The organism is Neobacillus kokaensis (assembly GCF_014656545.1).
In the GTDB taxonomy this organism is placed as follows: Bacteria; Bacillota; Bacilli; order Bacillales; family Cytobacillaceae; genus Neobacillus; species Neobacillus kokaensis.
Genome location: NZ_BNDS01000002.1, coordinates 288,890 through 313,941 on the forward strand (window position 1 = coordinate 288,890; position 25,052 = coordinate 313,941).

24 protein-coding genes and 3 other annotated features are annotated in these 25,052 nt (G+C 39.3%); of the genes, 1 reads left to right on the plus strand and 23 read right to left on the minus strand.

Annotated elements, in window-relative coordinates; translation table 11 throughout:
- Window positions 1–61 precede the first annotated feature (61 nt).
- The 3 genes from pheT to IE222_RS03925 all read right to left on the minus strand — a co-directional run bounded on the left by pheT (window position 62) and on the right by IE222_RS03925 (window position 4,823).
- The gene (pheT, locus tag IE222_RS03915) at window positions 62–2,476 is read right to left on the minus strand and encodes a phenylalanine--tRNA ligase subunit beta (RefSeq protein WP_191269874.1); all 2,415 of its coding nucleotides are present in this window, start codon (window positions 2,474–2,476) and stop codon (window positions 62–64) included.
- A 140-nt stretch (window positions 2,477–2,616) separates the two neighbouring features.
- A complete protein-coding gene (gene pheS, locus IE222_RS03920) occupies window positions 2,617–3,654 on the minus strand; it encodes a phenylalanine--tRNA ligase subunit alpha (RefSeq protein ID WP_191269876.1) in 1,038 nt (345 codons plus the stop codon).
- A 106-nt stretch (window positions 3,655–3,760) separates the two neighbouring features.
- Window positions 3,761–4,009 (minus strand) — a binding site (T-box leader).
- Between the two features lie 61 nt (window positions 4,010–4,070).
- The gene (locus IE222_RS03925; protein WP_191269878.1) at window positions 4,071–4,823 is read right to left on the minus strand and encodes a TrmH family RNA methyltransferase; all 753 of its coding nucleotides are present in this window, start codon (window positions 4,821–4,823) and stop codon (window positions 4,071–4,073) included.
- Between the two features lie 115 nt (window positions 4,824–4,938).
- On the opposite strand from IE222_RS03925, the gene sspI reads away from it, so the two are divergent.
- On the plus strand, window positions 4,939–5,148 hold the full coding sequence (gene sspI / locus IE222_RS03930) for a small acid-soluble spore protein SspI (RefSeq protein WP_191269880.1): 210 nt from the start codon (window positions 4,939–4,941) through the stop codon (window positions 5,146–5,148).
- 152 nt (window positions 5,149–5,300) lie between these two features.
- On the opposite strand, the gene IE222_RS03935 is transcribed toward sspI, so the two are convergent.
- From IE222_RS03935 to IE222_RS04030, 20 genes are all read right to left on the minus strand, one after another.
- Window positions 5,301–6,386 carry a M42 family metallopeptidase gene (locus tag IE222_RS03935; protein WP_191269882.1) on the minus strand — a complete coding sequence of 362 codons (1,086 nt, stop codon included), beginning with the start codon at window positions 6,384–6,386 and terminating at the stop codon, window positions 5,301–5,303.
- A 144-nt stretch (window positions 6,387–6,530) separates the two neighbouring features.
- Window positions 6,531–6,962: a universal stress protein gene (locus IE222_RS03940; protein WP_191269884.1), complete on the minus strand. Its 432-nt coding sequence runs from the start codon at window positions 6,960–6,962 to the stop codon at window positions 6,531–6,533.
- 308 nt (window positions 6,963–7,270) lie between these two features.
- Window positions 7,271–7,708 carry a dUTP diphosphatase gene (dut, locus tag IE222_RS03945; protein WP_191269885.1) on the minus strand — a complete coding sequence of 146 codons (438 nt, stop codon included), beginning with the start codon at window positions 7,706–7,708 and terminating at the stop codon, window positions 7,271–7,273.
- A gap of 2 nt (window positions 7,709–7,710) precedes the next feature.
- Complete coding sequence (locus IE222_RS03950; RefSeq protein ID WP_191269887.1) at window positions 7,711–7,986, minus strand: DUF1294 domain-containing protein; 276 nt, start codon at window positions 7,984–7,986, stop codon at window positions 7,711–7,713.
- An 87-nt stretch (window positions 7,987–8,073) separates the two neighbouring features.
- Window positions 8,074–8,433, minus strand: a complete 360-nt coding sequence (rplT, locus tag IE222_RS03955; RefSeq protein ID WP_191269889.1) for a 50S ribosomal protein L20 — start codon at window positions 8,431–8,433, stop codon at window positions 8,074–8,076.
- A gap of 34 nt (window positions 8,434–8,467) precedes the next feature.
- Complete coding sequence (gene rpmI, locus IE222_RS03960) at window positions 8,468–8,668, minus strand: 50S ribosomal protein L35 (protein ID WP_191269891.1); 201 nt, start codon at window positions 8,666–8,668, stop codon at window positions 8,468–8,470.
- Between the two features lie 16 nt (window positions 8,669–8,684).
- Entirely contained in the window at window positions 8,685–9,188 is a 504-nt protein-coding gene (infC, locus tag IE222_RS03965) for a translation initiation factor IF-3 (protein WP_191269893.1), read from the minus strand.
- A 150-nt stretch (window positions 9,189–9,338) separates the two neighbouring features.
- Window positions 9,339–9,471, minus strand: a sequence feature (ribosomal protein L20 leader region).
- A 161-nt stretch (window positions 9,472–9,632) separates the two neighbouring features.
- Window positions 9,633–11,567 (minus strand): threonine--tRNA ligase, encoded by a 1,935-nt coding sequence (gene thrS, locus IE222_RS03970; protein WP_191269895.1) that lies wholly within the window; start codon window positions 11,565–11,567, stop codon window positions 9,633–9,635.
- A gap of 65 nt (window positions 11,568–11,632) precedes the next feature.
- Window positions 11,633–11,884, minus strand: a binding site (T-box leader).
- Between the two features lie 96 nt (window positions 11,885–11,980).
- On the minus strand, window positions 11,981–12,859 hold the full coding sequence (gene ytxC / locus IE222_RS03975) for a putative sporulation protein YtxC (protein ID WP_191269897.1): 879 nt from the start codon (window positions 12,857–12,859) through the stop codon (window positions 11,981–11,983).
- Between the two features lie 125 nt (window positions 12,860–12,984).
- A complete protein-coding gene (gene dnaI, locus IE222_RS03980) occupies window positions 12,985–13,914 on the minus strand; it encodes a primosomal protein DnaI (RefSeq protein ID WP_191269899.1) in 930 nt (309 codons plus the stop codon).
- A 13-nt stretch (window positions 13,915–13,927) separates the two neighbouring features.
- Complete coding sequence (locus tag IE222_RS03985; RefSeq protein ID WP_191269901.1) at window positions 13,928–15,313, minus strand: replication initiation and membrane attachment family protein; 1,386 nt, start codon at window positions 15,311–15,313, stop codon at window positions 13,928–13,930.
- Window positions 15,314–15,367: 54 nt separating this feature from the next.
- Entirely contained in the window at window positions 15,368–15,829 is a 462-nt protein-coding gene (nrdR, locus tag IE222_RS03990; RefSeq protein WP_191269903.1) for a transcriptional regulator NrdR, read from the minus strand.
- Window positions 15,830–15,936: 107 nt separating this feature from the next.
- Window positions 15,937–16,332 carry a hypothetical protein gene (locus IE222_RS03995; RefSeq protein WP_191269905.1) on the minus strand — a complete coding sequence of 132 codons (396 nt, stop codon included), beginning with the start codon at window positions 16,330–16,332 and terminating at the stop codon, window positions 15,937–15,939.
- A 107-nt stretch (window positions 16,333–16,439) separates the two neighbouring features.
- Window positions 16,440–17,471: a glyceraldehyde-3-phosphate dehydrogenase gene (locus tag IE222_RS04000; RefSeq protein ID WP_191269907.1), complete on the minus strand. Its 1,032-nt coding sequence runs from the start codon at window positions 17,469–17,471 to the stop codon at window positions 16,440–16,442.
- A 184-nt stretch (window positions 17,472–17,655) separates the two neighbouring features.
- Entirely contained in the window at window positions 17,656–18,261 is a 606-nt protein-coding gene (coaE, locus tag IE222_RS04005) for a dephospho-CoA kinase (RefSeq protein WP_191269908.1), read from the minus strand.
- 21 nt (window positions 18,262–18,282) lie between these two features.
- Window positions 18,283–18,918: a sporulation membrane protein YtaF gene (gene ytaF / locus IE222_RS04010; RefSeq protein WP_191269910.1), complete on the minus strand. Its 636-nt coding sequence runs from the start codon at window positions 18,916–18,918 to the stop codon at window positions 18,283–18,285.
- A 96-nt stretch (window positions 18,919–19,014) separates the two neighbouring features.
- Entirely contained in the window at window positions 19,015–19,848 is an 834-nt protein-coding gene (gene mutM / locus IE222_RS04015; protein ID WP_191269912.1) for a DNA-formamidopyrimidine glycosylase, read from the minus strand.
- A gap of 14 nt (window positions 19,849–19,862) precedes the next feature.
- On the minus strand, window positions 19,863–22,499 hold the full coding sequence (gene polA, locus IE222_RS04020) for a DNA polymerase I (RefSeq protein WP_223282571.1): 2,637 nt from the start codon (window positions 22,497–22,499) through the stop codon (window positions 19,863–19,865).
- Complete coding sequence (gene pnpS / locus IE222_RS04025) at window positions 22,489–24,279, minus strand: two-component system histidine kinase PnpS (protein ID WP_191269914.1); 1,791 nt, start codon at window positions 24,277–24,279, stop codon at window positions 22,489–22,491. The genes polA and pnpS overlap by 11 nt, the downstream gene beginning before the upstream one ends.
- A complete protein-coding gene (locus tag IE222_RS04030) occupies window positions 24,276–24,992 on the minus strand; it encodes a response regulator transcription factor (RefSeq protein WP_191269916.1) in 717 nt (238 codons plus the stop codon). The genes pnpS and IE222_RS04030 overlap by 4 nt, the downstream gene beginning before the upstream one ends.
- Window positions 24,993–25,052 lie beyond the last annotated feature (60 nt).

Sequence of the window (25,052 nt, forward strand, 5' to 3'; positions counted from 1 at the left end):
TTTTATCGGCGAATCGAAAATCTAATCAAAAAAGCCAGCTTGAAAGCTGGCTTTTTCATAATTATCCCCGTAATACTGCTCCACTTTTTTCTTCCAACGCTGAAAGCACTTTTTCATGAACCTTTGTTACTTCTTCGTCTGTAAGTGTTCGCTCTGGGTCAGCATATTTCAATGAGAAAGCAATTGATTTCTTGCCTTCTTCCATTTTATCACCTTCATATAAATCAAACACCTGTGCTTCCTTAAGAAGCGGAGCGCCTGCCTCAAGAATGATATTCTTCAAGGCACCTGACACCGTTTCTTTGTTTGCCACAAGGGCAATGTCTCTTGTGATGGATGGGAAGCGTGGAATCGCAACATAATGTAAGTCTTCGGTTTCCTCTTCCAATATAGCTTTTAAGGAAAGCTCAAATACGTACGTGTCTTTTAGATCTAAGTCCTTTTGAACACTAGGGTGAACTTGGCCGATAAAACCAATCACAGAACCGTTGAGTTTGATTTCTGCTGTTCTTCCCGGGTGCAAGCCGTCAACCTGTGCTTGGACATAGTCTACTTTTTCAGTTATACCTAGCTTTGCAAACAGTCCTTCTAAAATTCCTTTTAAAACGAAGAAGTCAACAGGCTTCTTCTCGCCTTGCCAGGAATGATTCGTCCATAGCCCGGTAATTGCCGCTGCCATATGCTCTTTTTCATCCGGAAGAGCATCAGCACCATTTGCTAAAAAGACGTTGCCTGTTTCATAAACGGCTAAGCTGTCATTTTGACGGGCGCTATTATACTTAACAACCTCTAATAGCTGCGGCAATATGCTTAGACGGAGCACACTGCGGTCCTCACTCATTGGCATTGCTAAACGAATCGCTTCACGCTTCTCCAGCGCATATTGTGCAGCTTTATCTTCACTCGTTAAAGAATACGTTACTGCCTGATAAAGACCCGCTCCTTCAAGATATTGACGGACAATACGGCGTTTCTTTTGGTACGCTGATAACTTTCCTGGTGTTGAGGAGCCAACTGGTAATGTCATTGGTATATTATCGTAACCAAAAAGACGGGCTACTTCCTCCACCAAATCTTCCTCGATTCTAATATCACCTCGGCGAGTCGGAGCTGTGACAGTAATGGTATTTCCATCGACTGAAGCCTCAAATTGAAGGCGGTCGAAAATTTCTTTCACTTGGCTCATTTCAAGTTCTGTGCCAAGCACGCGGTTGATTTTTTCAAGAGTAATTGAAACAACAGCTGGTTCAACAGTTAGTGTATCGACTTCAGCAGCACCTTCTAACACTTTTCCGCCGGCATATTTAGCCATTAGATATGCTGCCCGTTCGCCTGCAATGCGCACGCGGTTTGGATCCACACCTTTTTCAAAACGGGCGCTGGCTTCACTGCGTAATCCATGGTCTTTCGATGCTTTTCTTACTGTCTGACCATTAAAATAAGCTGCTTCTAATAATACGGTTGTCGTATCCTCGGTAACCTCTGAATTGGCACCGCCCATGACACCAGCAAGGGCAACAGGTTCTGTTCCATTTGTAATCACAAGATGGTCCGATGTTAATGTACGTTCAACATCATCCAGCGTTGTAAATTTCTCGCCATCTTGTGCACGGCGGACAAGGATTTCTTTTGATCCAAGACGATCGTAGTCAAACGCATGAAGCGGCTGGCCGTATTCCAGCAAAATGTAGTTTGTAATATCCACCACATTGTTATGCGGGCGAATTCCCGCAGACATCAAACGAGTCTGCATCCATAACGGTGACGGTGCAATTTTTACATTTTTAATAATTTTAGCCACATATAATGGATTATCTTCTCGCGCTTCCACGACAACCTTTACATAATCAGACGCCTTTTCATTTGAAGGTTCAAGACTTGTTTCCGGAAGCTTTACTTCTCTTCCTAAAATCGCTGCCACTTCATAAGCAACGCCAAGCATGCTTAAGCAATCTGATCTGTTAGGCGTAAGTCCGAGCTCAAGGACTTCATCATCCCGATTTAATAGAGCTAGGGCATTTGTACCGACTTCTGCATCAGCTGGAAAAACAAAAATCCCTTCCACGTACTCCTTAGGAACAATTTTCCCTTCCATACCAAGCTCTTGAAGAGAACAGATCATTCCGTTTGATTCTTCACCGCGGAGCTTTGCTTTTTTTATTTTAAAATTGCCCGGCAATTTCGCTCCGACAGTAGCGACGGCGACCTTTTGTCCTTTATCAACATTTGGTGCACCGCAGATAATTTGTACCGGCTCTTCAGCACCAATATCTACAAGACATTTATTTAATTTATCGGCATTAGGGTGCTGCTCACGTTCAAGCACATGACCAACAACAACTCCTTTAATACCTTCATTTAAAATTTCCACACCTTCTACTTCAATCCCGCTTTTGGTAATTTTTTCAGCAAGTTCACTAGCTGATACTCCAGTTAAATCAATATAATCCTGGAGCCATTTATATGAAACGAACATATATTTCTACCTCCTATTATCCAGGCCCAACGCCTAGGGGCTCGAGGTCACAAGCCAATCCGTTAAGAAGGCTAAAGAACAGCCTTCTCTCCGGCTCGTCTTGTGCTTGTCGCCCCTGGGCAAAGCGCTTCAGCATTTAATTATTCTTCGACCGCGAACTGTTTTAAGAAACGTACATCATTTGTATAGAAATGACGGATATCATCTATACCGTATTTCAACATGGCAATCCGTTCTGGACCCATTCCAAAGGCAAAGCCATTGTATTTTTTCGAATCATAGCCAGCCATTTCCAGCACGTTCGGATGTACCATGCCTGCACCAAGGATTTCAATCCAGCCAGTTTGTTTACAAACGTTACAGCCGTGGCCGCCGCACATTTTACAAGAAATGTCCATTTCAACAGATGGTTCTGTAAATGGGAAAAAGCTTGGACGCAGTCTGATTTCACGGTCTTCCCCAAACATTTTCTTAGCAAATACTTCTAATGTCCCTTTCAGGTCGCTCATGCGGATGTTTTCACCGACAACTAACCCTTCAATTTGCATGAATTGGTGGGAGTGTGTTGCATCGTCATTATCGCGGCGATACACTTTACCAGGGCAAATAATCTTGATTGGCCCCTTCCCTTCATGCTTTTCCATCGTCCGTGCCTGTACTGGAGATGTATGAGTACGCAATAATATTTCTTCCGTAATATAGAAAGAATCCTGCATGTCGCGGGCTGGGTGTCCTTTAGGCAGGTTAAGTGCTTCGAAATTGTAATAGTCCTGCTCCACCTCCGGACCTTCTGCTACCTCATAGCCCATGCCGATAAATAAGTCTTCAATTTCTTCAATAATCTTTGTTAACGGGTGATGGTTTCCTACTTTTACTGGGCGTCCTGGCAATGTAACATCAATGGTTTCGGATGCCAGCTTCGCTTGAACCGCTGCTTCCTCAAGATCAGCTTGTTTGGCCTCAATTTTTACCGCTATCGCCTCGCGTACTTCGTTGGCAAGTGCCCCCATTACTGGGCGCTCCTCCGCTGACAGCTTACCCATTCCTCTTAATACTTCGGTGATTGGACCTTTTTTTCCTAAGTAAGCAACGCGGATATCATTCAATTCCTTTAAGCTTGCAGACTGTTCAACCTTTTGAATCGCTTCTGCCTGCAGCTCCTTTAAACGCTCTTGCATGTCTATTCCTCCTTATAATTTGGTGTCAGGCACCGCCAAAAGCGGAAGCGCCTTGGTCAGGCACTGTAGCTGGACAATGTAAAAAAACAAAAAAACCCCATCCCCAAAAAGGGACGAGGTTTACAGTCGCGGTACCACCCTTATAAACACCGATGTATGACACTAGTGTTCACTTCATTTGGATAACGGCTTTTCGCCGATGCATCTTTACACGAAAAGCGGAAGCGCCGTGGTCCCGATGCCAACTCTGGAGGTGAACTTCTCATACCGTTTCCATAAAAGTGCTTCCAGTCGCGGCACTTTCTCCCTAGATGGTCAGACAAGGTATGGTACTTTTCTCCGTCATCGTCTTTTATATTCATTAACATTGTTAATTATTATATAATAATTTTTCGAACCTTTCAAACAAGTTTCGCCTATTTTTTCAAATAATATAACAAGATTCCTGTAGCAACAGCGACATTCAGTGATTCGCTCTTGCCGTATATCGGAATATAAAGATTTCCTGTGGTCATGGAAAGCAAATCTTTATTTACACCGCTGCCTTCATTACCTACCATTAAGCCAAATGCTTCACTTTGTAAAATATCAGTATATGTGGACGCCCCTTCAAGTGCTGTTCCATAAACAGGAATATTTTTTCCTTTTAGCTCCTGAATCCAATCCTCCAAATCACCTCTGATAATCGGCAGGTGAAAATGGCTTCCTTGTGCTGACCTCAATACTTTAGAATTATATATATCAACACTTCCCCGGCCGACTATAACAGCATCTATTCCGGCAGCATCCGCGGTCCGAATCATCGTTCCTAAATTACCGGGGTCTTGAACAGCATCTATCAGTAGAAATGTCTTCGCAGCCGAAAGCCCGCTCCCCGGCTTTGGCTGACGACAGATTGCATAGATGCCTTGCGGTGTTTCTGTTTCCGACAGCGAATTAGCTATTTCCTCGGTAACCATAATAACTTCTGTAGATCCCATCTCTAAACGCGGAGGAAGCCCAATTTTCTCCGACACGATTATCTCTAAAACTTGCTCTTCTTTAAGCGCCTCCTCGACCAAATGAAAGCCTTCGATTAGAAATGTACCGGAACGATCACGTTCTTTTTTGGTTAATAGCTTTTTCCATTGCTTTACTTGTGGATTTTGTAACGATTGGATGTATTTCAATGTTTTTTCCCCTTTAATATGCTTTTGATTTTAATATTATATCTAAAATACATAATAACAACAAAAATAGAAAATCATATTATTGAAATGCAGGTTAATAAAGGAGTGTGTTGAGATGAATTTAAATTTGCGAAATGCCGTAATTCACAATGTTTCCGGTAATACGCAGGATCAATTAGAAGATACAATTGTTGATGCAATTCAAAGCGGTGAGGAGAAAATGCTGCCTGGCCTTGGGGTTCTATTTGAAGTTATTTGGCAAAACTCCTCCGAAACTGATAAAAAAGAAATGCTTACAACCCTTGAAAATGGGTTAAAGCGATAATTTTATTGAAACTGTCGATCATTACATCGGCAGTTTTTATTTTTAAAAAGCTTGGGCTATTTTTCCAAGCGTTTTAGCTTAAAAGACATTTATCTCCTATAAAAAAGTAAAAATCCCCGGCACCAAGGAGGTATCGGAGATTCAAAAGCTTTTTATTCAAACGTAATCTTATCAACCGTCTCACGGTCAAGTCGTTTAATCACTTCTACAATTAACTTCACGGCATTTTCAAAATCATCACGGTGAAGCATGGCTGCATGTGAGTGAATATAACGGGTTGCAATCGTAATCGCAAGAGCTGGTACACCGTTATGAGTTAAATGAATGGATCCAGCATCTGTCCCGCCGCCTGGGATAGATTCGAATTGATAAGGAATATTCAACTCATCCGCAACATTGGTTACAAAATCTCTCAAACCTTTGTGGGATACCATCGAAGCATCGTAGACCACAATTTGCGGGCCTTTGCCCATTTTACTCATTGCTTCTTTTTCAGAAATCCCCGGCGTATCACCAGCAATACCAACGTCAACTGCAAAGCCGATATCAGGCTCAATTTTGTAAGTAGCTGTTTTCGCACCGCGAAGACCTACTTCCTCCTGTACAGCCCCAACACCATAAACAACATTCGGATGGTCAACACCTTCCAGCTGTTTCAAGACATCAATTGCAATCGCACAGCCGATGCGGTTATCCCATGCTTTTGCTAGCAGCATCTTCTCATTATTCATGACTGTAAATTCGAAGTAAGGCACAACCATATCGCCAGGGCGAACACCCCATCCTTCAGCTTCTTCACGGCTGGCCGCACCGATATCAATAAACATATCTTTAATCTCTACTGGCTTCTTGCGTGCTTCTGGTGATAATATATGCGGTGGTTTTGAGCCAATCACACCGGTTACATCGCCTTTTCTAGTTACAATTGTCACACGCTGTGCGAGCATTACCTGCCCCCACCATCCGCCAACAGGCTGGAAGCGTAAGAATCCTTTATCATCAATTTTCGTTACCATAAAGCCGACTTCATCCAAGTGGCCGGCCACCATAATTTTTGGGCCACCTTCTTTTCCAACCTTCTTAGCAATCAAGCTGCCAAGGCCGTCAGTTGAGATTTCATCTGCAAATGGCTCTATGTACTTCTTCATAACGTCGCGTACTTCACGCTCATTGCCGGGTATTCCTTTTGCATCGGTTAAATCCTTCAGCATCGATAATGTTTCATCTAACTTTGCCATTTATTTGCCCCCTTTTTCTATTTTTGTAACCGTATTAATTATATCGAAGTTCAAAATAGTTTTACAAATTTTTGCATAAATACTTATTTTGTTATCTTTGATAATTTACTTCATTTTGTTGAAAATATGACTTTGACCTTAAGGTTATTTTACAATTAATACCGGACATGCGGCCTTTTGCACAACGTGATGGCTGACACTTCCCAAATATAATTCCTTTAGCCCGCTTAACCCCCTGCTCCCCATGATAATAAGGTCTGAATTATTTTCCTTGGCAAATTCCAAAATCATTTTCGACGGATCCCCATCTAATACAATGGTTCGCGTTCTATTTGGAAGTAATGCTAATTTTTCCTTTATTGTGGTTTGTAATTCCGCTGCAGCTCTCCGTTGAGATTCCTGCTGAAGTTCAACATTATAAACGGGTTTTCCAGTAATTTCATTATTAACAACTGTGAGCACATCTAATTCAATTCTTTTATCCTGTTCTATAAGCTTTATAGCCATTTCCAAGGCTTTTTGACTCAATACAGAACCGTCAAAAGGCACTACTATTCTCGAATAAATAGTTAACATAACTACCAACTCCTTGTAAACTTTTATCATTACTACTATTATTATACATAAGGAAGCTTTTACTTCAGTTACAAAAATTTACTCAAAATGGTCAATCTGGTGACAAATTCATCCTAAGAAGGATACACTTCAAACAGTAATCCTTACAACCTGTGCAATTAATTACTTCATTTTAAAACTATCTACACCATACTTTCCACATGAATCGACTGTATAAAATATTACTTAAACATATTTGAAAACATTTCCACTTTCTATTCCCGCAAGCAAGTATCTTAGCTTTTTAAAAGAACAGGATAATTTTCTTATTATTTAATACCTGAAGACCCAAAGCCCCCCGCACCTCTTTCGGAATCAGATAACTCTTCAACTTGTGTGATATGTACTGTTGCAACTGGGGCAATTACCATTTGAGCGATTCTCATTTGCTTTTCTACTTTAAACTCTTTTTTACCATGGTTGATTAATATGACATTGATTTCCCCCCTGTAACCCTCATCAATCGTACCAGGACTATTTAGTACAGTTACTGAATGTTTTAATGCTAAGCCGCTTCTCGGTCTTACCTGCGCTTCAGTCCCTTCAGGCAGTTCTATAATAATCCCTGTACTAATCAGTTCTGCTTCTCCAGGCTTAATTAGTTTTTCCTCTACTGAAAATAAATCCAACCCAGCATCTCCTGGATTAGCTTGGTAGGGTAAAGCAGCATCCTTATGTGTTAATTTGACCTTTAAGTTATAATCCAACGTTAAAACACTCCTTTTATTTTTAAAAAAACAATTATTTCAATAAGTGCAAGGATCGGAAAACCAATTTTAAAGCCAAAATGCTTAGTTTTATGCCGGAAAAATTGCATCCCTGCCGATGTTCCAACAGCGCCGCCAAACAGCGCAACAAGCCATAATGTCCTTTCAGATATTCGGTATTGATGCTTCTTAGCACGGCTTTTATCCTCTCCCATGATCCAAAAACCAGCAATATTCATGATTAAAAGAGCCGCGGATAGTAAAGTTTGTCCATCCATTCCCAGGGGAACCCCCTCTCCCTTATAGAAAAAGCCATCCTCGTCATAGAGAATGGCCTTTATATGCAGCGCCTAGGCGCTTTTGCTTTATTTGTTTATTTGTGCTTTTGCAGCATCTGCTAATTGGTTGAATGCATTTGCATCGCTTACTGCTAATTCAGCAAGCATTTTGCGGTTTACTTCGATACCAGCAAGCTTTAAGCCATGCATTAAACGGCTGTAAGAAAGACCGTTCATACGAGCAGCTGCATTGATACGAGTAATCCAAAGTTTACGGAAATCGCGCTTTTTCTGACGACGGTCACGATAAGCGTAGTTTAATGATTTCATAACCTGTTGGTTAGCAACTTTATATAATGTATGTTTCGAACCGAAATAACCTTTAGCTAATTTAAGAACTTTTTTACGACGTCTGCGAGTAACTGTACCGCCTTTTACACGTGGCATTGATTTTCCCTCCTAATAAATCGAAACTCTCGAATTACTTCATGTTAGTTAATAAAGAACGAATGCGCTTGTAATCACCAGTTGAAACAACAGCTGATTTACGTAGTTTACGTTTTGCTTTTGTAGATTTATTTGCGAATAAGTGGCTAGTATAAGCGTGATCACGCTTTAATTTACCAGATCCAGTCTTTTTGAAACGCTTTGCAGCGCCGCGGTGTGTTTTCATTTTTGGCATTGGGATATCCTCCTTATTACTTTTCGATTTTCGGTGCTAAAACGAGGAACATGCTGCGGCCATCCATTTTAGGATGTGACTCAATTGCAGCTACTTCCTTGCACTCTTGGGCAAACCGGTCTAGTACCTTCTGACCGATTTCTTTATGGGTAATCGCACGACCCTTGAAACGGATAGAAGCTTTTACCTTATCGCCTTTTTCCAAAAACTTAATTGCATTGCGAAGCTTTGTATTAAAATCGTGCTCATCAATTGTTGGACTTAAACGCACTTCTTTAGTGGTGATGATCTTTTGATTTTTACGAGCTTCTTTTTCTTTCTTTTGCTGCTCGAATTTGAATTTGCCGTAGTCCATAATCCGGGCTACCGGAGGCTTTGCATTTGCTGCCACAAGCACTAAATCAAGATTCACTCTTCCGGCAATCTCCAGCGCTTCGTTTTTAGATTTAATTCCTAATTGTTCGCCGTTTTGATCAATTAGGCGAACTTCACGAGCGCGAATACCCTCATTTAACAACATGTCTTTGCTAATAGTTAGCCACCTCCAAGGTTTAATCACGAATACAGCTTGGGTCAAGAATCTCTCAGGCCGACGCTTCCAACCTGACTAATGACACTATATTGTTTGAACAGGCTGATTATGTTTTTTTGCAATCTAGTAAGAAGAATGGCAAATAAAAAAGTGCGGATGTTTGCACCCACACTTAACGAACATAGTTAATAAAACTAAAAGTCCTTGTTAAACCTGGCAACTGCTCTACTAGCGTCAATCAGGTGAGAAGCGGGTGCTTCTTCTTTTCCCAAAAATTCGTATTCAATTTTTGTACCTTGTAACTATACCATATTAAAAGACATAATGTCAAATGAACTTAAGTACGACAACGAGATTTATTTTAACAAGAAACTAAAAATTATTCAACAGTTTTTTAAACAAAAGGGAGGAATGAATCCTCCCTTCTAATTGTTATGCTTTCTTAACTTCCGCTTTAAGTGCTGCTGTAAAGTCTGCAAAGGCCATTGTTTCTGAGTTTTGTTCGCCATATTTACGGACGTTGACTGCATTTTCGGCGACTTCTTTATCACCGACAACAAGCATATATGGAATTTTTTGCATTTGTGCTTCACGAATCTTATAGCCGATTTTTTCATTACGGCCATCTAATTCAACACGGAAACCTGCAGCTTTTAGCAGCTCTTGAACTTTTCTAGCATAATCATAATGGGCATCCAGTGAAACTGGGATCACCTGAACTTGAACTGGTGCAAGCCATGTTGGGAACGCGCCTTTATATTCTTCAATCAGGTAGGCTACAAAACGTTCCATTGTGGAAACTACACCCCGGTGGATAACAACCGGACGATGCTGCTTACCATCTTCACCGACATAAGTTAAGTCGAAGCGTTCAGGCAGCAAGAAATCCAACTGGACAGTTGAAAGTGTCTCATCTTTTCCTAAAGCTGTTCTTACTTGAACATCGAGCTTAGGACCATAGAATGCTGCTTCTCCCTCGGCTTCAAAATAGTCAAGACCAAGGTCATCCATTGCTTCCTTCAGCATGCTTTGCGCTTTTTCCCACATCGCATCATCGTTAAAGTATTTCTCCGTATCCTGCGGGTCGCGATAGGATAAACGGAAGGAATAATCCTTGATATTAAAATCTTTATAAACTTCCATAATCAATTGAACAACGCGTTGGAATTCTTCCTTAATCTGATCCGGACGGACAAAGATATGAGCATCGTTCAGTGTCATACCGCGAACACGCTGTAAACCAGATAAGGCTCCAGACATTTCATAGCGGTGCATTGTGCCGAGCTCTGCAATACGGATTGGTAGCTCGCGATAACTGTGAATCGCATTTTTATAGATCATCATGTGGTGAGGACAATTCATTGGGCGTAATACCAATTGCTCATTATCCATTTCCATTACCGGGAACATATCTTCATGGTAATGATCCCAATGGCCGGAGGTTTTATAAAGCTCCACATTGGCCATGATAGGTGTATATACATGGTCATATCCTAAGCTGACTTCTTTATCCACAATGTAACGTTCAACAATACGGCGAATTGTTGAACCCTTTGGAAGCCATAACGGCAGCCCTTGCCCCACTTTTTGTGAAGTAGTAAACAAGTCAAGCTCTTTACCTAGTTTTCGATGATCACGCTCTTTTGCCTCTTCAAGCAAACGAAGATGCTCATCTAAATCCTCTTTTTTGAAGAAGGCTGTGCCGTATACACGCTGCAGCATTTTATTATCGCTGTCACCGCGCCAATAGGCACCAGCAATATTCAATAATTTAAATACTTTAATTTTCCCAGTTGAAGGAACGTGTACGCCGCGGCATAGGTCAAAGAATTCTCCCAGCTCATAAATTGTTACTGTTTCCTCATCAGGAATAGCTTCAATTAGTTCAAGTTTATATTCATCGCAAATTTCCTTAAACAATTGAACTGCTTCGGAACGGCTTACCTCTTTACGAACAACCTCAAGATTCTCACCAGCGATTTTCGCCATTTCTTTTTCAATTTTAGGAAGGTCCTCAGGTGTTAGTGACTCTTCCAAATCCATATCATAATAGAAGCCGCCTTCGATTACTGGTCCTACACCAAACTTCGTATTTGGATACAATCTTTTTACCGCTTGGGCCATTAAATGAGCTGTACTGTGACGAAGTACCTCAAGAGCATCTGGGGAATCTTGAGTTACAATTTCTATTGCTCCGTCTTCAAGAATTGGACGGCGAAGATCATACATGTTTCCATTCCATTTACCGGCAATTGCCTTTTTCTTTAGTCCCGGGCTAATGGATGCAGCAATATCTTCCGTTGTTGTTCCTTTTGGAAACTCCTTTACTGCTCCATCAGGAAACGTAATTTTTACAACGTCTGACATCATAATTCCTCCCTTTTCAATTTAGCGTTAGAAACGCTGAAAAAATAAAAAACCCGTCCCTCTAGAATAGGGACGAGTTATTATAAACACGTGGTTCCACCCAAATTTTTCAATTCCAACAAGCACGCGCTAGTGAAATTAACTTTAGGACAGGATAACGGCTAGGGCCGTCAACAATTACAGACTTCTTTAACAGAAGTGTTCACTGCTGAAGTTCAAAGGTGGTAAGTATTTCTTTCGTGTTAGGAGATTTTCAGCCATGACCTCCCTCTCTATGAACCGTAAAAAAATACTGTTATCCTTATCAATACTTTTGAACATGATTTTTACTATGTACGTTATTATAATCACTCTACTATAAAAAATCAAGTCCACTAGTCCAATAAAACAAATAATTACAACAATTTTCTTGTTTACGCATGCCCTTCAAAGGACGTATCGCCAAATTCCTTATACTTTAGCTCCCTAAGTGCCTGATAGGATTTAATAATCACTCTTTCCTCAAAAATATTTTTGATCGTCCGAACCAATGGGGCTTCGGGATTTTTCGTATAAAGAAAAATCTTCGTAGGCGCCAGTGACAATAACGGTGCTATAGAGGCAGAATCAATATAGACAGGATGATTCACCAACAGCTTCCGATCAATCATTTTTGCTAATTCTCCCCGTTTGATTTCTACATATTGCTCATCATAAAAAGTAATATCATCATCTAGCAGCAAATGTAAGAGATTCATTTTCGGGTTGCGGTCTGCCAAAAACTCCCGCAACATGTGGACAAACATTTGGTACTCCTGCTCCATTTTATATTCATCAATTGAAATCTCGACATAGTTTTCAAGCTGCTGCAAATACGGGCGCAGCCGGAATTTCAATAAAGAATCAAATGAAAACGATACATTGTCATGAAGGACGTGGCCAATGGCCTCTCTGATAATTGGTTCTAGATTGGTTTCTTTTAGAAAAACGGATAGGTCTTCCCTCTGTCCATCAAGTACAGAATAAATAATGTCCAGGATTTGCTGCTGCTCATAGGCGTCCTCGTAATAATATTGATTTTCCAAAATCCCCCTTAGCCAATCATCGCGTTTAATCGTTGTTATAAATTCATAGAAAGCATTTTTAATCACCTCAAGAATATCATTGGTGAAAGAATCCTTTACTATTTTAACTATATGTCGATCTTCAATTAGAAGAATATTTTCATAGTCTGGATTATTATTTAACCACTTCTGCAAATAGTTAAAAAACCTAATTGCATCCAACCTATTTTGGAAGATGATTTCAACCAACCAAATCCCCCCTTTTCCCAAAATCTCTGTGTTAAATATATATGGGGGACTTGGCAAAATTAGACTACAATAGAAAAAGGACTGCCTGAAAACTCTGGCAATCCTCATAAAAATAATTATTTTATTTAGTTGCGGCGGTTTGGCCCATCGACAAGGACCGGATCACTGATGGCACGAATTCTTTCCATCAATCTCCGCGCCTTCATTTTCTCCTCTTCACCGCGCTGGCTATGAGCCAAATGATGCTCTAATCCTTGTAAATCAAAATTAGAAGTAAAAAAGGTCGGCAGGTTTTCCAGCATTCGGAACTGCAAAATCGGCCCTAAAACTTCATCCCTGGTCCAGCTCGACACAGCCTCAGCACCAATATCATCAAGCATAAGAATAGGTTCTTTCTTTAATGCCTCAATTTTATTATTTAATGTGGCATCGGCAATGGAGCTCTTCATCTCTCTAAATAATTCTGGAACATACACAATCATCGATGAAATTTGTTTCTTGGCTAATCTATTGGCAATTGCTCCTAACAAATATGATTTTCCAACACCAAATTTTCCGTAAAAATACAAGCCTTTTGTTGGTTTTCCCAGTTCATAATTCATTAAAAAAGCAGCTGCTTTTTTGACAGCATCAATTCTTTCAGCATCATGTTCAAAATCCTCAAATGTTGCTGCCAGGATATCCTTTGGAACATGTAAACTTTTGATAAGCTTTTCATTCTTTTTCTTTTCGTCATCCATTATTTTTCTTGGACAGCGGTCATAGCGGAGATCAATGGAGTTTCTTATTAGCACCAATTCAGGATGGTAGCCCTTCATCATATTCACGCATCCCTCAAGACTCTCACATTTGCTGCATTCCTTGCTTTGATTGATATATTCATAAAGCTTATTTAAGCTTTTTTCTACCGTTTCCGCCGTGATATCACCTTGATTTTCTCTTATAAATGCTTTGATATCGGGATGTGTCAGGATTTCCTGACGCATTTTTTCATATCGCTTTTGAAAATTTTCATGAGAGGCTAGCCGTTTCAATGTTTGGTTTATTTTTTCCATGACAATTCACCACCTAGTCATCAAATGCCTTCAGCATTTCTTCAATTTCCCGTTTCTTTGCCTCTAAGTCAGTATTATTGGCCTTTGGCTGTTGATCCTGCTGCTTGGCTGGCTGTTCATCAAACCACTCTGGCAGGATTTCCGTTCGAATCGGTTTCTTTCTTGCGTTTTTACCACCGATTTTCCCTTCGTTTGTCCAGTTTTCATTTTTAGCCACTTCCATTGCTTCCTTAACCGTTTTTACTTGTTTTCTCGCCCAATGGCTGGCGATGGAATCAACTAATCCCTTTGTAAACTTCATATCTGCTTTTCTCATTACATAATCTATCAAGACATTTACCACACCTGGCGGAAGCTTATATTTAATCATCACTTCTTCTAATGTTTTCAAATCGGAATTTGCTGGCTCAACTCCGCCAGAAAGCTCTTTAAAAACAGTTAAAGGGGAGGTTGTTTCATAAAAACGAATTAATTTTTCCTTAGGTGTCTTCGGTTCTGTTAATTGAACATGATAAGCAGCCGGCTGTGTTCGACTAATAAGACTTGGAAGCTGATCATAATTAACAAATTGGTACCAATCACGGGCCCCTTTTCTCAATTCTTCTATGTCAATTTCGTCCTTTTCATCAAGGGCGCCTAAAATAAACTTTTTCATTTCTATTGGATCTATATTATATAGAAATGCCAAATTGCTAATAACATCTTTTACCTTTTGCGTTATGGCTTTTTTAGGTACAAGCGATTCATTTAATCCCGAAAGTAATAGGTCAAAATTAAAAGTATTGGTATCGATTTGAATTCCCTTTTGTTCATGTCTGCCAATAAATTGTTCATTAGCTTCTGACTCAAGCTCAGAAGAAATATCCTGCATGTATTGGAGACTTTCAGGAGAAGCAGCTGCAAAGACATCATGAAAAGCCCGTGTTACGTCCTGATACTCCGTTTCCTTAGGAGCTGATGGGACGGAAAAAAAACGTTTCAGCCGTGCGAAATGTTGTTTACCGATTTTTCGATATAGGAAAATATTTAACATACCGTCCATAAAAAATGCTTGAGGATTTAAGGGTGGAGACAATTCGTAGATAAAGGAACGTTCCCCTTCATCCGTTTTAGCATAAGTCTTCATTAATCCAATCGCTTCAAGCTTTAGTCGCGCTTCGTAAATCTCTTTTAAATTCATATTCAAAATGTTCATTAGCAAATGATGTGTAGATGTTTCGGACCAAAGGCGATTTTCTTCAAGCTCTGACCAAAGAGTCATATATAAACTAAAGCAGGTTGAACCAATTAAGGGCTGATATAAAAACGTCAGCACTTTACGGTCATATTCATGGAGCAGCCCATTTGCCGATACAATATAACGATCAATCGGAAGAATTTCCTGCCAATGCTGCGCCATACTTTTCACCTTTCCTTTTCGAATAAAAAAGGAGCCAAAGCCCCCTTTTGCTCCTTATGATTTTTCTCTTTTTATCAATTCTTTTAATTCTTCAATAAATACATTAATGTCTTTAAATTGGCGGTATACGGAGGCAAAGCGCACATATGCCACCTCATCGACATGTACAAGCCTGTCCATAACCATTTCCCCAATAGCCTCGCTTTTTATTTCTGAAATCCCCTGGCTGCGAAGCTCCTTTTCAACCCCATGAGTAATATCTTCTAATTCTTTAAGGGCAACAGGCCGCTTCTCACAAGCCTTAATCAGACCCCTTAATATTTTATCACGGCTAAATTCTTCCCTCGTCCCTTCCTTCTTTACGACGATTAAGGGAATTTCTTCGATTTTTTCAAAGGTAGTAAACCTATAGCCGCATTCTTCGCATTCCCGTCTCCTTCTTGTTGCTCGTCCTTCATCAACCGGTCGAGAATCTAGTACACGAGTACCATAGTGCTGACATGAAGGGCATTTCATTGTATGATCAACTCCAACTCTTAACTACAAAGTCCCTGACAATATCCGATAGTTTTCTTACTCTTATCTTATAAAAAAGTGAACGTTTGGACAAGTAGAAGTGTTTATTAATTTCTTTTTCCGCTAATATTCGTATGTAATTGATTAATCTTGTTAAAGTAGGAGTTGATTCGTCTTTTCAAGTCAGGATAAATGCCTAATAACGAAAACTTATCGGATGAAATCGCAAAATCAACCGCTGTTTCTAATGGTCTAACAGAAACGACCGTCACAACAAGAAAGCAGGAAAAGGGCTTACTGATTTCTATAGCAATTTCACCGTGTTCTTTTGAAACAGTGGTAATTCGGCAATCCGCATCATCTCTAAACATTTTTTCAACAGAATCGAAAACTTGATTAAAAGTTGCTTTGTAATAATGTGTTTTTAGAGCATCATCGTTTTGTTTGTCTGATGTCTCAATTTCCTTTTTAAAACGGGTAAATAAACCAAGTAATAAAGCCATAGGGGCCCTCCTCTAAAAAATATCAATTACTATGTATTATAAAGCATTAATGAAAAAAATAAAAAGAGGTGTACTCGTATACACCTCTTTATTAATAAAATATTTATTTAGCTAACTTTAACTTGAGACATTTTCGCCATTTCTTCAGCAACATAAAGACTTAAGTCAACTACTCGTGTAGAGTAACCCCATTCATTATCATACCATGCTAAAACCTTAACTTTTCTAGTTCCCATCACCATTGTGGATAATCCATCAATCGTTGCGGAATATTCGTTAGTATTGAAATCAATGGATACTAATGGCTCCATTGTAATATCTAAAATTCCTTTTAATGGACCATCAGCCGCCTCCATAAAGGCATTATTTACATCTTCAACTGTCACGTCTGTTTTAAGATCTACAACTAAATCAACAAGTGACACATTTGGTGTCGGAACACGAAGTGCCATCCCATGTAACTTTCCTTTCAATTGCGGCAGCACTAATGATAGCGCTTTAGCAGCACCTGTTGTAGTAGGGATAATAGATTGTCCGCATGCACGTGCTCTTCGTAAGTCTTTATGTGGGTTATCAATGTTCTTTTGATCATTTGTATAAGCATGAACAGTAGTCATTAATCCGCTTTCAATGCCAAACTTCTCGTCCAGTACTTTGGCGACAGGCGCAAGACAGTTCGTTGTACAAGATGCATTAGAAATTATTTCATGTTCTTCTATATTAAGTACTTCTTCATTTACACCCATAACGATTGTAACATCCTCATTTTTACCAGGTGCAGTTAGAATGACTTTCTTAGCACCAGCTTCTAAATGCAGTGCAGCCTTTTCACGTGAATTGAATTTACCTGTAGCCTCAATGACAATATCAATTCCAAGTTCTTTCCAAGGCAGCTGTTCTGGATTACGGTTGCTTAATAGTCTGACACGCTTGCCATTAACAAGTAATTCATCATCTAAAGGAAGTATTTCTCCTGGGAATGTTCCATGATTTGAATCATATTTAATTAAATGAGCTAATGTTTCTGCTGGATAGCTCGCATTAATTGCAACAACCTCAAGTTTATTTTCAAGGATTGCTTGTCTAAAAACCATCCTTCCAATTCTCCCAAAACCATTGATCGCAATTCTCGCTTTCATTTTTACGGCCCCTTCCGTATTAATGTTATACTTTTTATCTTGTTTTGTTGGTATTAGTATAACACATTAAGGTTTAATTGTGATGAATAAAAAGCATATTTTTTAAATGTTTTTTTATTCGAATAATTCCATTAGTATTACATAAAAAAAGAACCGTTTCCGGTTCATTTTTCATGATAGTAACCTATTCCATTTGAATTCCCCATTCAGCTAAGACGTTCATAAGCTGCTTTTTTGTGTCCTCACGCGTTCCATTATTGTTAATGACAGCATCTGCTAAGCTTACTTTTTCAGATAACGGCATTTGGGAATGGATTCTTGCTTGTGCATCCTGGACGGATAGATTGTTTCTATCCATTAACCGTTTCAATTGTGTATCCTTATCTACATAAACAAGGATGGTTTTATCTACCATATAGGTTAGTTTACTTTCAAATAATAAGGGGATATCCAGCACAATTACTTCCTCTTGAGCATGCATTGACTGGTCGATCTTTGCCTTCATTCTCCTTCTGACTTCTGGATGAACAATTTGGTTTAGAAGCTGTCTTTTCTCCTCTTGATGGAAAATAATTGAACCAAGCTTAGGTCTGTCGATTTCTCCATCTGCAAGTATAACCTCTTCACCGAATTCAGCAATGATTTTAAAATAGGCTGGCTCGCCTTTTTGTACGGCAAGACGTGATTCGATATCTGCATCAATAATGGTTATATTCATTTCCTTTAACATATTAGATACGGTGCTCTTCCCACTTGCAATCCCGCCTGTTAAACCGACAATTAATGTCATACTATTTTCCTTTCTAAGCCATCAAATTTTCCAAATTCCAATTACAATTAATAATATACCTGGCAGGAATGTCAACCGCTGAACCCATTCAAAGCGATATAATAAACTGCCGCTTTTGATTCCCATAAGAACAAATAAAGAACTCATAACAGCAACAGAACCAGCTAAATAGATTGGTGAAAAACCTAGCATTGCAGCTCCTATTCCAGCACCAAAGGAATCAAGTGATAACGCCAGCCCCAACATTAAGGCCTCAATTCCGGTAATCGTTCCTGATTGGTCAAAATCAGCCGACATTGGTTTTTTTAATATGTTAATAGCCAATCCAAGCGAACGAATTTCGAAATTGACAATCGTTTTCTCTTGTTTTAAAACTTCCTTTTCTTTTTCAGGGCGAAAAAATTGATACAACACCCAGGCGCCGAGTACGATTAGAATAAAGCCCCCAAGACTGGCCGTTACCCTTGGAGATAGGACCTTTTCAAGCCCATGTCCTATTGAGATGGCAATTAACAAAGAAAGAGCCGAGCAGGTTGCAATAATGATGACCGACTTTAGCGGCATGACCATTTTTCTTAATCCATAGGTTAAGCCAACGCTAAAGCTGTCAAGACTTAGAGCAAAGGCTAAAATGAGAAGTGAGAATAAATGACTCATGTAGTCTAGGACTCCTTCCTGCAAAATCACTACGATAGTATATGGCAGGAGCCTATCCGGTGTGTTTCATTATTCTTTTCTTCTCCAAATCTCCCTTTACTTCTTTAGCTTTTGACACTTCGGACAAAAGTGTGTGCCTCTGCCTCCGACTGTTGTTTTTACGAGGGGTCGGCCGCATTTTTTACACTCTTCTCCTTTACGCCCATAAACGAATAACTCAAGCTGAAACATGCCGATTTCTCCTTGGGAGTTCACATATGTGCGAATAGTACTGCCCCCCTTCTCCACTGCTTCAGACAGGGTAGCCACAATCTCGCGATGGAGAAGGTCAATTTCTTTTTTCTTTAGTGAACTTGCAATTCTTTCAGGATGAATGCCGGCACGAAAAAGGGCTTCATCCACATAAATATTACCTAAACCGACCAACAGTTTTTGGTCCAGCAGTGCTGGTTTTATCTTTCTATTTGTCGTTTTTAATTTCGCTTGCAAATAGGCTGCTGTAAAGTCCTCTGCAAATGGCTCAGGCCCAAGATCAAGAAGCGGCCGCTTTTCAAATTCTTCACCCTTCATATATAGATGCATTGTGCCAAATTTACGGACATCACGGTATCTTAACTCACTATCGTCTGTAAAACGGAATATCACATGCGTGTGCTTATCAAAAGGCTCGCTCTTAGGATATAGCCCATATTTTCCTTCCATCCTTAAATGTGACACTAGGGCATATTTATCGGTATAAATTATTAGAAATTTACCTCTTCTGCCCACATCAACAATCGTTTCTCCCTTTAAGGCGTCGATAAATTGTTCAACCTCTGCGGGATTTTTGATAATATTAGGCCAAAAAACAGAGATATTATCAATAGTTTTATTCAATACCAAGCTTTTTAATGTTTTACGTACTGTCTCAACCTCAGGTAGTTCCGGCATTGCCACTATCTCCCTTACTTTGCATCGAACCAAGTTGGGCCGTATGCATAATCCACCTTTAACGGAACATCTAATTCAATTGCATTTTCCATTACTAATGGGACTAATTCTTTTAGAATTTCAATTTCCTCTTCAGGTGCTTCAAAGATCAATTCGTCATGAACCTGCAACAATAAGCGTGATTTTAAGCCCTTATCTTTTAGAGCTTCATCCATATCGATCATCGCTTTTTTGATAATATCAGCAGCACTTCCTTGAATGGGCGTATTCATCGCTGTTCGTTCCGCAAAGCTTCTTAGATTGAAATTTCTGCTGGTTATTTCCGGAATATATCTTCTTCTTTGCAGTAAGGTCGATACATAGCCTTTTTCCTTGGCCGAATGAATGATTTCGTCCATGTATTCCTTAACACCTGGGTAACTGTTAAGGTAGCGTTCAATAAACTGCCCCGCTTCCTTTCTTGTAATCCCGAGGTTTTGTGAGAGTCCATAATCACTGATTCCATAGACAATCCCGAAATTAACAGCCTTTGCCTGCCGCCTCATATTGGAGGTTACCTCTCCTTTATCAACATGGAAGACCTCCATCGCCGTTTTCGTGTGAATATCCAGCTCATCTTTAAATGCTTGAATCAGTTTTTCATCTCCAGCAATATGTGCAAGGACCCGAAGTTCAATTTGAGAATAATCCGCTGCAAAAATAACCCAGCCTTTTTCTGACGGAACAAACGCCTGCCGAATCTTACGTCCTTCTTCCAGACGAATGGGGATATTTTGCAGATTTGGATCAATTGAGCTTAATCTGCCTGTGGCTGTTAATGTTTGTTGGAATCTTGTATGGACCTTCTCCGTTTTCGTATCAATCACTTTTAAAAGGCCTTCAATATAAGTTGACTGCAGCTTACCTAATTGTCTATATAGAAGAATGTGTTCTACAATCTCATGTTGGGGGGCTAATTTTTCTAATACATCCGCTGATGTTGAATAACCTGTTTTCGTCTTCTTAAACGAAGGCAGATTTAATTTTTCGAACAAAATGACCCCTAATTGCTTCGGAGAATTTATATTAAATTTTTCACCTGCTAATTCACAAACCTTCTCTTCAATTTCAATTAGCCTTAAGCCCAGCTCACGCCCCATGGATTCTAGACGTTTCCGTTCCACCTTAATTCCGTATGATTCCATATCTGCTAAAATCAGCGATAATGGCATCTCGAGCTCGGTAAATAATTCAAATTGTTCATTGTTTTTCAATTCATTTTCGAGCTTTTCTTTTAACTTGGACATGGCTATAGCTTTTCGTACTAAGTGTTCAGCAAGCATTGAATCCTCTGGAACCTTCTGCTTCGCACCTTTTCCATAGAAGGTTTGATCGGATTGGATATTAGAAATATCATATTTCTTCGCAATTGCTGCCAGGTCCTCCTGTGATTCTGAAGGGTTAATGATATAGGAAGCCATTAAAATGTCAAAGTCAGTCCCTTTTAAATGGATTTCAAACCTTCTTAACGAAACCTCTGATCGCTTAGCATCATATACTGTTTTTTTCCTTCCTTCATCCTCAGCCCAATTTTGAAATGCTTCTGACTTTAGGGCAAGTTCAGTTGGCAGGTAAAAAGCGCCCTTCTCATTGACCACAGAAAAGCCAATGATATCCGCTTGATGATAGTTGTCATCAAGCATCTCAACATAAAAGTAATTATCATCAGCAAATAAATCATCAGTTATTTCATCAGGGATTGTAAATTCGATATCTTCAAGCTTATCCGGTTCCGTCCCTGGTCCATCCTCACCTAACTTGTCTAATAAAGAGGTAAAGCCAAGCTCTTTATACAGGTCCACTACCTTAGCTCTATTCAAACCTTCATAGCCAATGTTCGACAGCTTTACTTCAATAGGAGCTTTTCTTTCTATCGTCGCCAGCTGTTTACTCATGATGGCCTGATCTTTAAATTCTTCGAGCTTTTCTTTCAGTTTATTCCCACTCACTTGATCAATCGATTGAACCAAATTTTCCAGGGTTGAAAATTCCTTTAATAGCTTGATAGCTGTTTTTTCCCCTACTCCAGGAACACCAGGAATATTGTCGGAAGCATCCCCCATTAACCCCTTCATGTCAATAATTTGTTCAGGCGTGAGTCCATATTTTTCTTTTATATGTGACGGGGTATATTCTTCAATATCCGTTATTCCTTTTCTTGTAATGCCAACAGTGGTTGTTTCTGATGAAAGCTGTGTTAAATCTTTATCTCCAGAAATGACTTTTACTTCAAATCCCTCTGTTTCAGCCATTAATGAAAGGGTTCCGATTATATCGTCTGCTTCATAATTTTCAAGTTCATATCTTGAAATCCCATAGGCATCAAGCAATTCACGAATAAACGGAAATTGTTCGGATAGCTCCGGCGGTGTCTTTTGTCTTCCGCCCTTGTACTCCTCAAACGTTTTATGACGGAATGTCGTTTTCCCGGCATCAAATGCTACAAGCATATGTGTTGGTTTTTCCTCTTCCAAAATTTTCATCAACATCATTGTAAAACCATAAACAGCATTGGTATGAATACCTTTATCATTATTAAGCAGGGGCAGTGCAAAAAAAGCACGATAGGCTATGCTGTTCCCATCTATAAGTACTAACTTTTTATTTTCCAATGATTTCACCATCCAAAAGTTCATTCTCATTTTGTAGCTCTATAATAAACTCACTGCCTTTTCCTAATTCGCTCCTAACAATGATATTTCCGTGATGCGCTTCGACCAAATGCTTTACAATAGCAAGTCCTAGGCCAGTCCCGCCTGAATTGCGGCTTCTAGCCCGGTCCACCCTGTAAAACCGTTCAAATATCCGTGGTATTTCTTCCTTTTCAATTCCTACTCCGGTGTCCAATACGTGTATTCGAACATGATCGCGATTGTTTTCTAGGACAACTTTTACAGACCCTCCGTCAGGGGTATAGTTGATGGAATTGCTCACTAAGTTGATAAACACCTGTTTTAAGCGGTCTATGTCACCCTTTATTAACACCTGCCCAGGAAAATTGTTATATTCTATCTTAATATTTTTAGCCTGTGCTTTTCCTGTGAGAAGTGCTATGACTTCTTCGAGTAAATGATCTAAATCCAGCCGCTGCAGGTTTAACTTAAATCCCTGCTGCTCAATTTTTGAAAGCTCTAATAAATCTTGAATGAGCGTTTGCAAACGTTCACTTTCCTTCAAAATAATAGAAAGGAAGGCCTCTAACGTTTCTTGATTGTTCTTTGCCCCGTCCATAAGGGTCTCTGCAAACCCTTTAATGGAGGTGACTGGTGTTTTTAATTCATGGGAAACATTTGCTACAAAATCCTTACGCATTTGCTCTAGTTTTTTTAATTCGGTTATATCATGAAAAACTAGTAATACACCTTTCCAAACATTGTTTGAGCCAATAATTGGAACACCGTAAACATCAAAATACTTTCTTTCAATTTGTAAAGGGATTAATAATTGTTTTCTAACCTTTTGCTCTGTCCGAAATACTTCGGCAACAATTTGGCAAATTTCCTTTTCATCAATTACTTCATAGTACAACTTATTTAAATATTGTTTGGGACTCACATGAAAGAAATCTATATACCCTTTATTAATTAAATTTATATAGCCGCGGCTGTCGATCAGGATTAATCCCGTACCAATATTTTCAATTAAAACTGTTAAACGGTCCTGTTGCATTTCCTGCGCTTTAACAAGCTCCTGTAAATTCATAGCAAGCCTATTAATAGATGTTCCTAACATTTCTGTTTCATCTAATTTATTTGCAGATGTTCTTGCACGATAATTTCCTTTCGCTAATTCAATCGCAACATTAGCAGCTTCTTCAATAGGTTTTGTATAACGGGAAGTAATACGAATCCCAAGATAAAGAATTACCACTAAAGCAATTCCCAGGCTGATGGACAGAATCCACCAAATTTGCCCATATGCCTGATTTAGTTCATTGGTTTTCGTACTTAGAAATATATACCCTTCTTTTTGTCCATTTTTCACAAGGGCCTTCCAATAATAGTGAAGATCATAGCCATCGCCTTCTTCAAAGCGATTCTCCTGCTGCGTCTTTTTCTTAATCACATCTTGTATAATTTGCTCTAATCCATTTGATTTGGAATCATTTATTTCACCGCTGTCATACAATATTTTTCCTTCTTTATCGGTAATTGTTGCCCGGACATTTAACATGTCACTAATTTGTGACACATCCTGTTTTTTAAATGACGATACCCCGCCATTTTCCTCAATATAGAAACTAAGGAGATTCTTTTCAACCTTTAACCGTTCATTAAAAGAATGTAAATAGTAGCTTTTAAATAACTGACCAAGCAAAATTCCTAAGCCGACCAAAACTGATATTATTAACGTTATGAGGGCAATTAGAAGTTTTGTCCTAAATTTTGTCATTCTCCTTTCGGCTCCTCGAGTTTATAGCCTAGTCCACGGACTGTTTTTATATAAACGGGTTTCCTAGTATCCTTTTCAATTTTCTCTCTTAAATGTGAAATATGTACATCAACAATTCTAGTATCGCCAGCAAAGTCATAATTCCAAACAGCGCTAAGCAATTGATCCCGAGTTAGTACACGGCCTTTGTTTTGGGCTAGATATAGAAGTAATTCAAACTCCTTTAAGGTTAGTTCTAGCAGTGTTTCCTGAAAATAGGCTTCATATTTTTCTGGAAAGATTCGTAAATTCCCAATTTCGAAAAGTAATTCTTCAGCTGTGTTTTCTCCTGGAGTTTCAAGTGGTACATGTGTCCTTCTTAAGATTGCCTTTACCCGTGCAATAACTTCCCGCGGGCTGAATGGTTTCACCATATAGTCATCTGCGCCAAGCTCAAGACCTAATATTTTATCAAGCTCATCATCTTTTGCCGTTAACATTAAGATAGGTGTCATGATTCGCTCCTGTCTAAGCTGCTTGCATACTTCCATACCATCTAATTTAGGAAGCATTAAATCTAAAACAATAATATCCGGTGATTCTAGTTCGGCCAGACGTTTTCCTTCTGCACCGTCCATCGCTGTTACTACTTCAAAACCCGCCTGCTCCAAATTATATTGAAGCAACGTAACAATTGACTGCTCATCATCGACTACAAGTACCTTTGTTTTCATCGTATCCTCCACTTTTCATTACTTAAAATTTTTCATATTATTATTATAATATAAATCAGG

Bases quoted from the DNA above. Each gene is read 5' to 3' on its own strand.
- pheT (WP_191269874.1), bottom strand. From the start codon at position 2,476: ATGTTCGTTTCATATAAATGGCTCCAGGATTATATTGATTTAACTGGA.
- pheS (WP_191269876.1), bottom strand. From the start codon at position 3,654: ATGCAAGAGCGTTTAAAGGAGCTGCAGGCAGAAGCGATTCAAAAGGTT.
- sspI (WP_191269880.1), top strand. From the start codon at position 4,939: ATGAATTTAAATTTGCGAAATGCCGTAATTCACAATGTTTCCGGTAAT.
- IE222_RS03935 (WP_191269882.1), bottom strand. From the start codon at position 6,386: ATGGCAAAGTTAGATGAAACATTATCGATGCTGAAGGATTTAACCGAT.
- IE222_RS03940 (WP_191269884.1), bottom strand. From the start codon at position 6,962: ATGTTAACTATTTATTCGAGAATAGTAGTGCCTTTTGACGGTTCTGTA.
- IE222_RS03950 (WP_191269887.1), bottom strand. From the start codon at position 7,986: ATGGATGGACAAACTTTACTATCCGCGGCTCTTTTAATCATGAATATT.
- rplT (WP_191269889.1), bottom strand. From the start codon at position 8,433: ATGCCACGTGTAAAAGGCGGTACAGTTACTCGCAGACGTCGTAAAAAA.
- rpmI (WP_191269891.1), bottom strand. From the start codon at position 8,668: ATGCCAAAAATGAAAACACACCGCGGCGCTGCAAAGCGTTTCAAAAAG.
- infC (WP_191269893.1), bottom strand. From the start codon at position 9,188: ATGTTGTTAAATGAGGGTATTCGCGCTCGTGAAGTTCGCCTAATTGAT.
- thrS (WP_191269895.1), bottom strand. From the start codon at position 11,567: ATGTCAGACGTTGTAAAAATTACGTTTCCTGATGGAGCAGTAAAGGAG.
- dnaI (WP_191269899.1), bottom strand. From the start codon at position 13,914: ATGGAAAAAATAAACCAAACATTGAAACGGCTAGCCTCTCATGAAAAT.
- IE222_RS03985 (WP_191269901.1), bottom strand. From the start codon at position 15,313: ATGGCGCAGCATTGGCAGGAAATTCTTCCGATTGATCGTTATATTGTA.
- nrdR (WP_191269903.1), bottom strand. From the start codon at position 15,829: ATGAAATGCCCTTCATGTCAGCACTATGGTACTCGTGTACTAGATTCT.
- IE222_RS03995 (WP_191269905.1), bottom strand. From the start codon at position 16,332: ATGGCTTTATTACTTGGTTTATTTACCCGTTTTAAAAAGGAAATTGAG.
- IE222_RS04000 (WP_191269907.1), bottom strand. From the start codon at position 17,471: ATGAAAGCGAGAATTGCGATCAATGGTTTTGGGAGAATTGGAAGGATG.
- coaE (WP_191269908.1), bottom strand. From the start codon at position 18,261: ATGACATTAATTGTCGGTTTAACAGGCGGGATTGCAAGTGGGAAGAGC.
- ytaF (WP_191269910.1), bottom strand. From the start codon at position 18,918: ATGAGTCATTTATTCTCACTTCTCATTTTAGCCTTTGCTCTAAGTCTT.
- mutM (WP_191269912.1), bottom strand. From the start codon at position 19,848: ATGCCGGAACTACCTGAGGTTGAGACAGTACGTAAAACATTAAAAAGC.
- pnpS (WP_191269914.1), bottom strand. From the start codon at position 24,279: ATGACAAAATTTAGGACAAAACTTCTAATTGCCCTCATAACGTTAATA.
- IE222_RS04030 (WP_191269916.1), bottom strand. From the start codon at position 24,992: ATGAAAACAAAGGTACTTGTAGTCGATGATGAGCAGTCAATTGTTACG.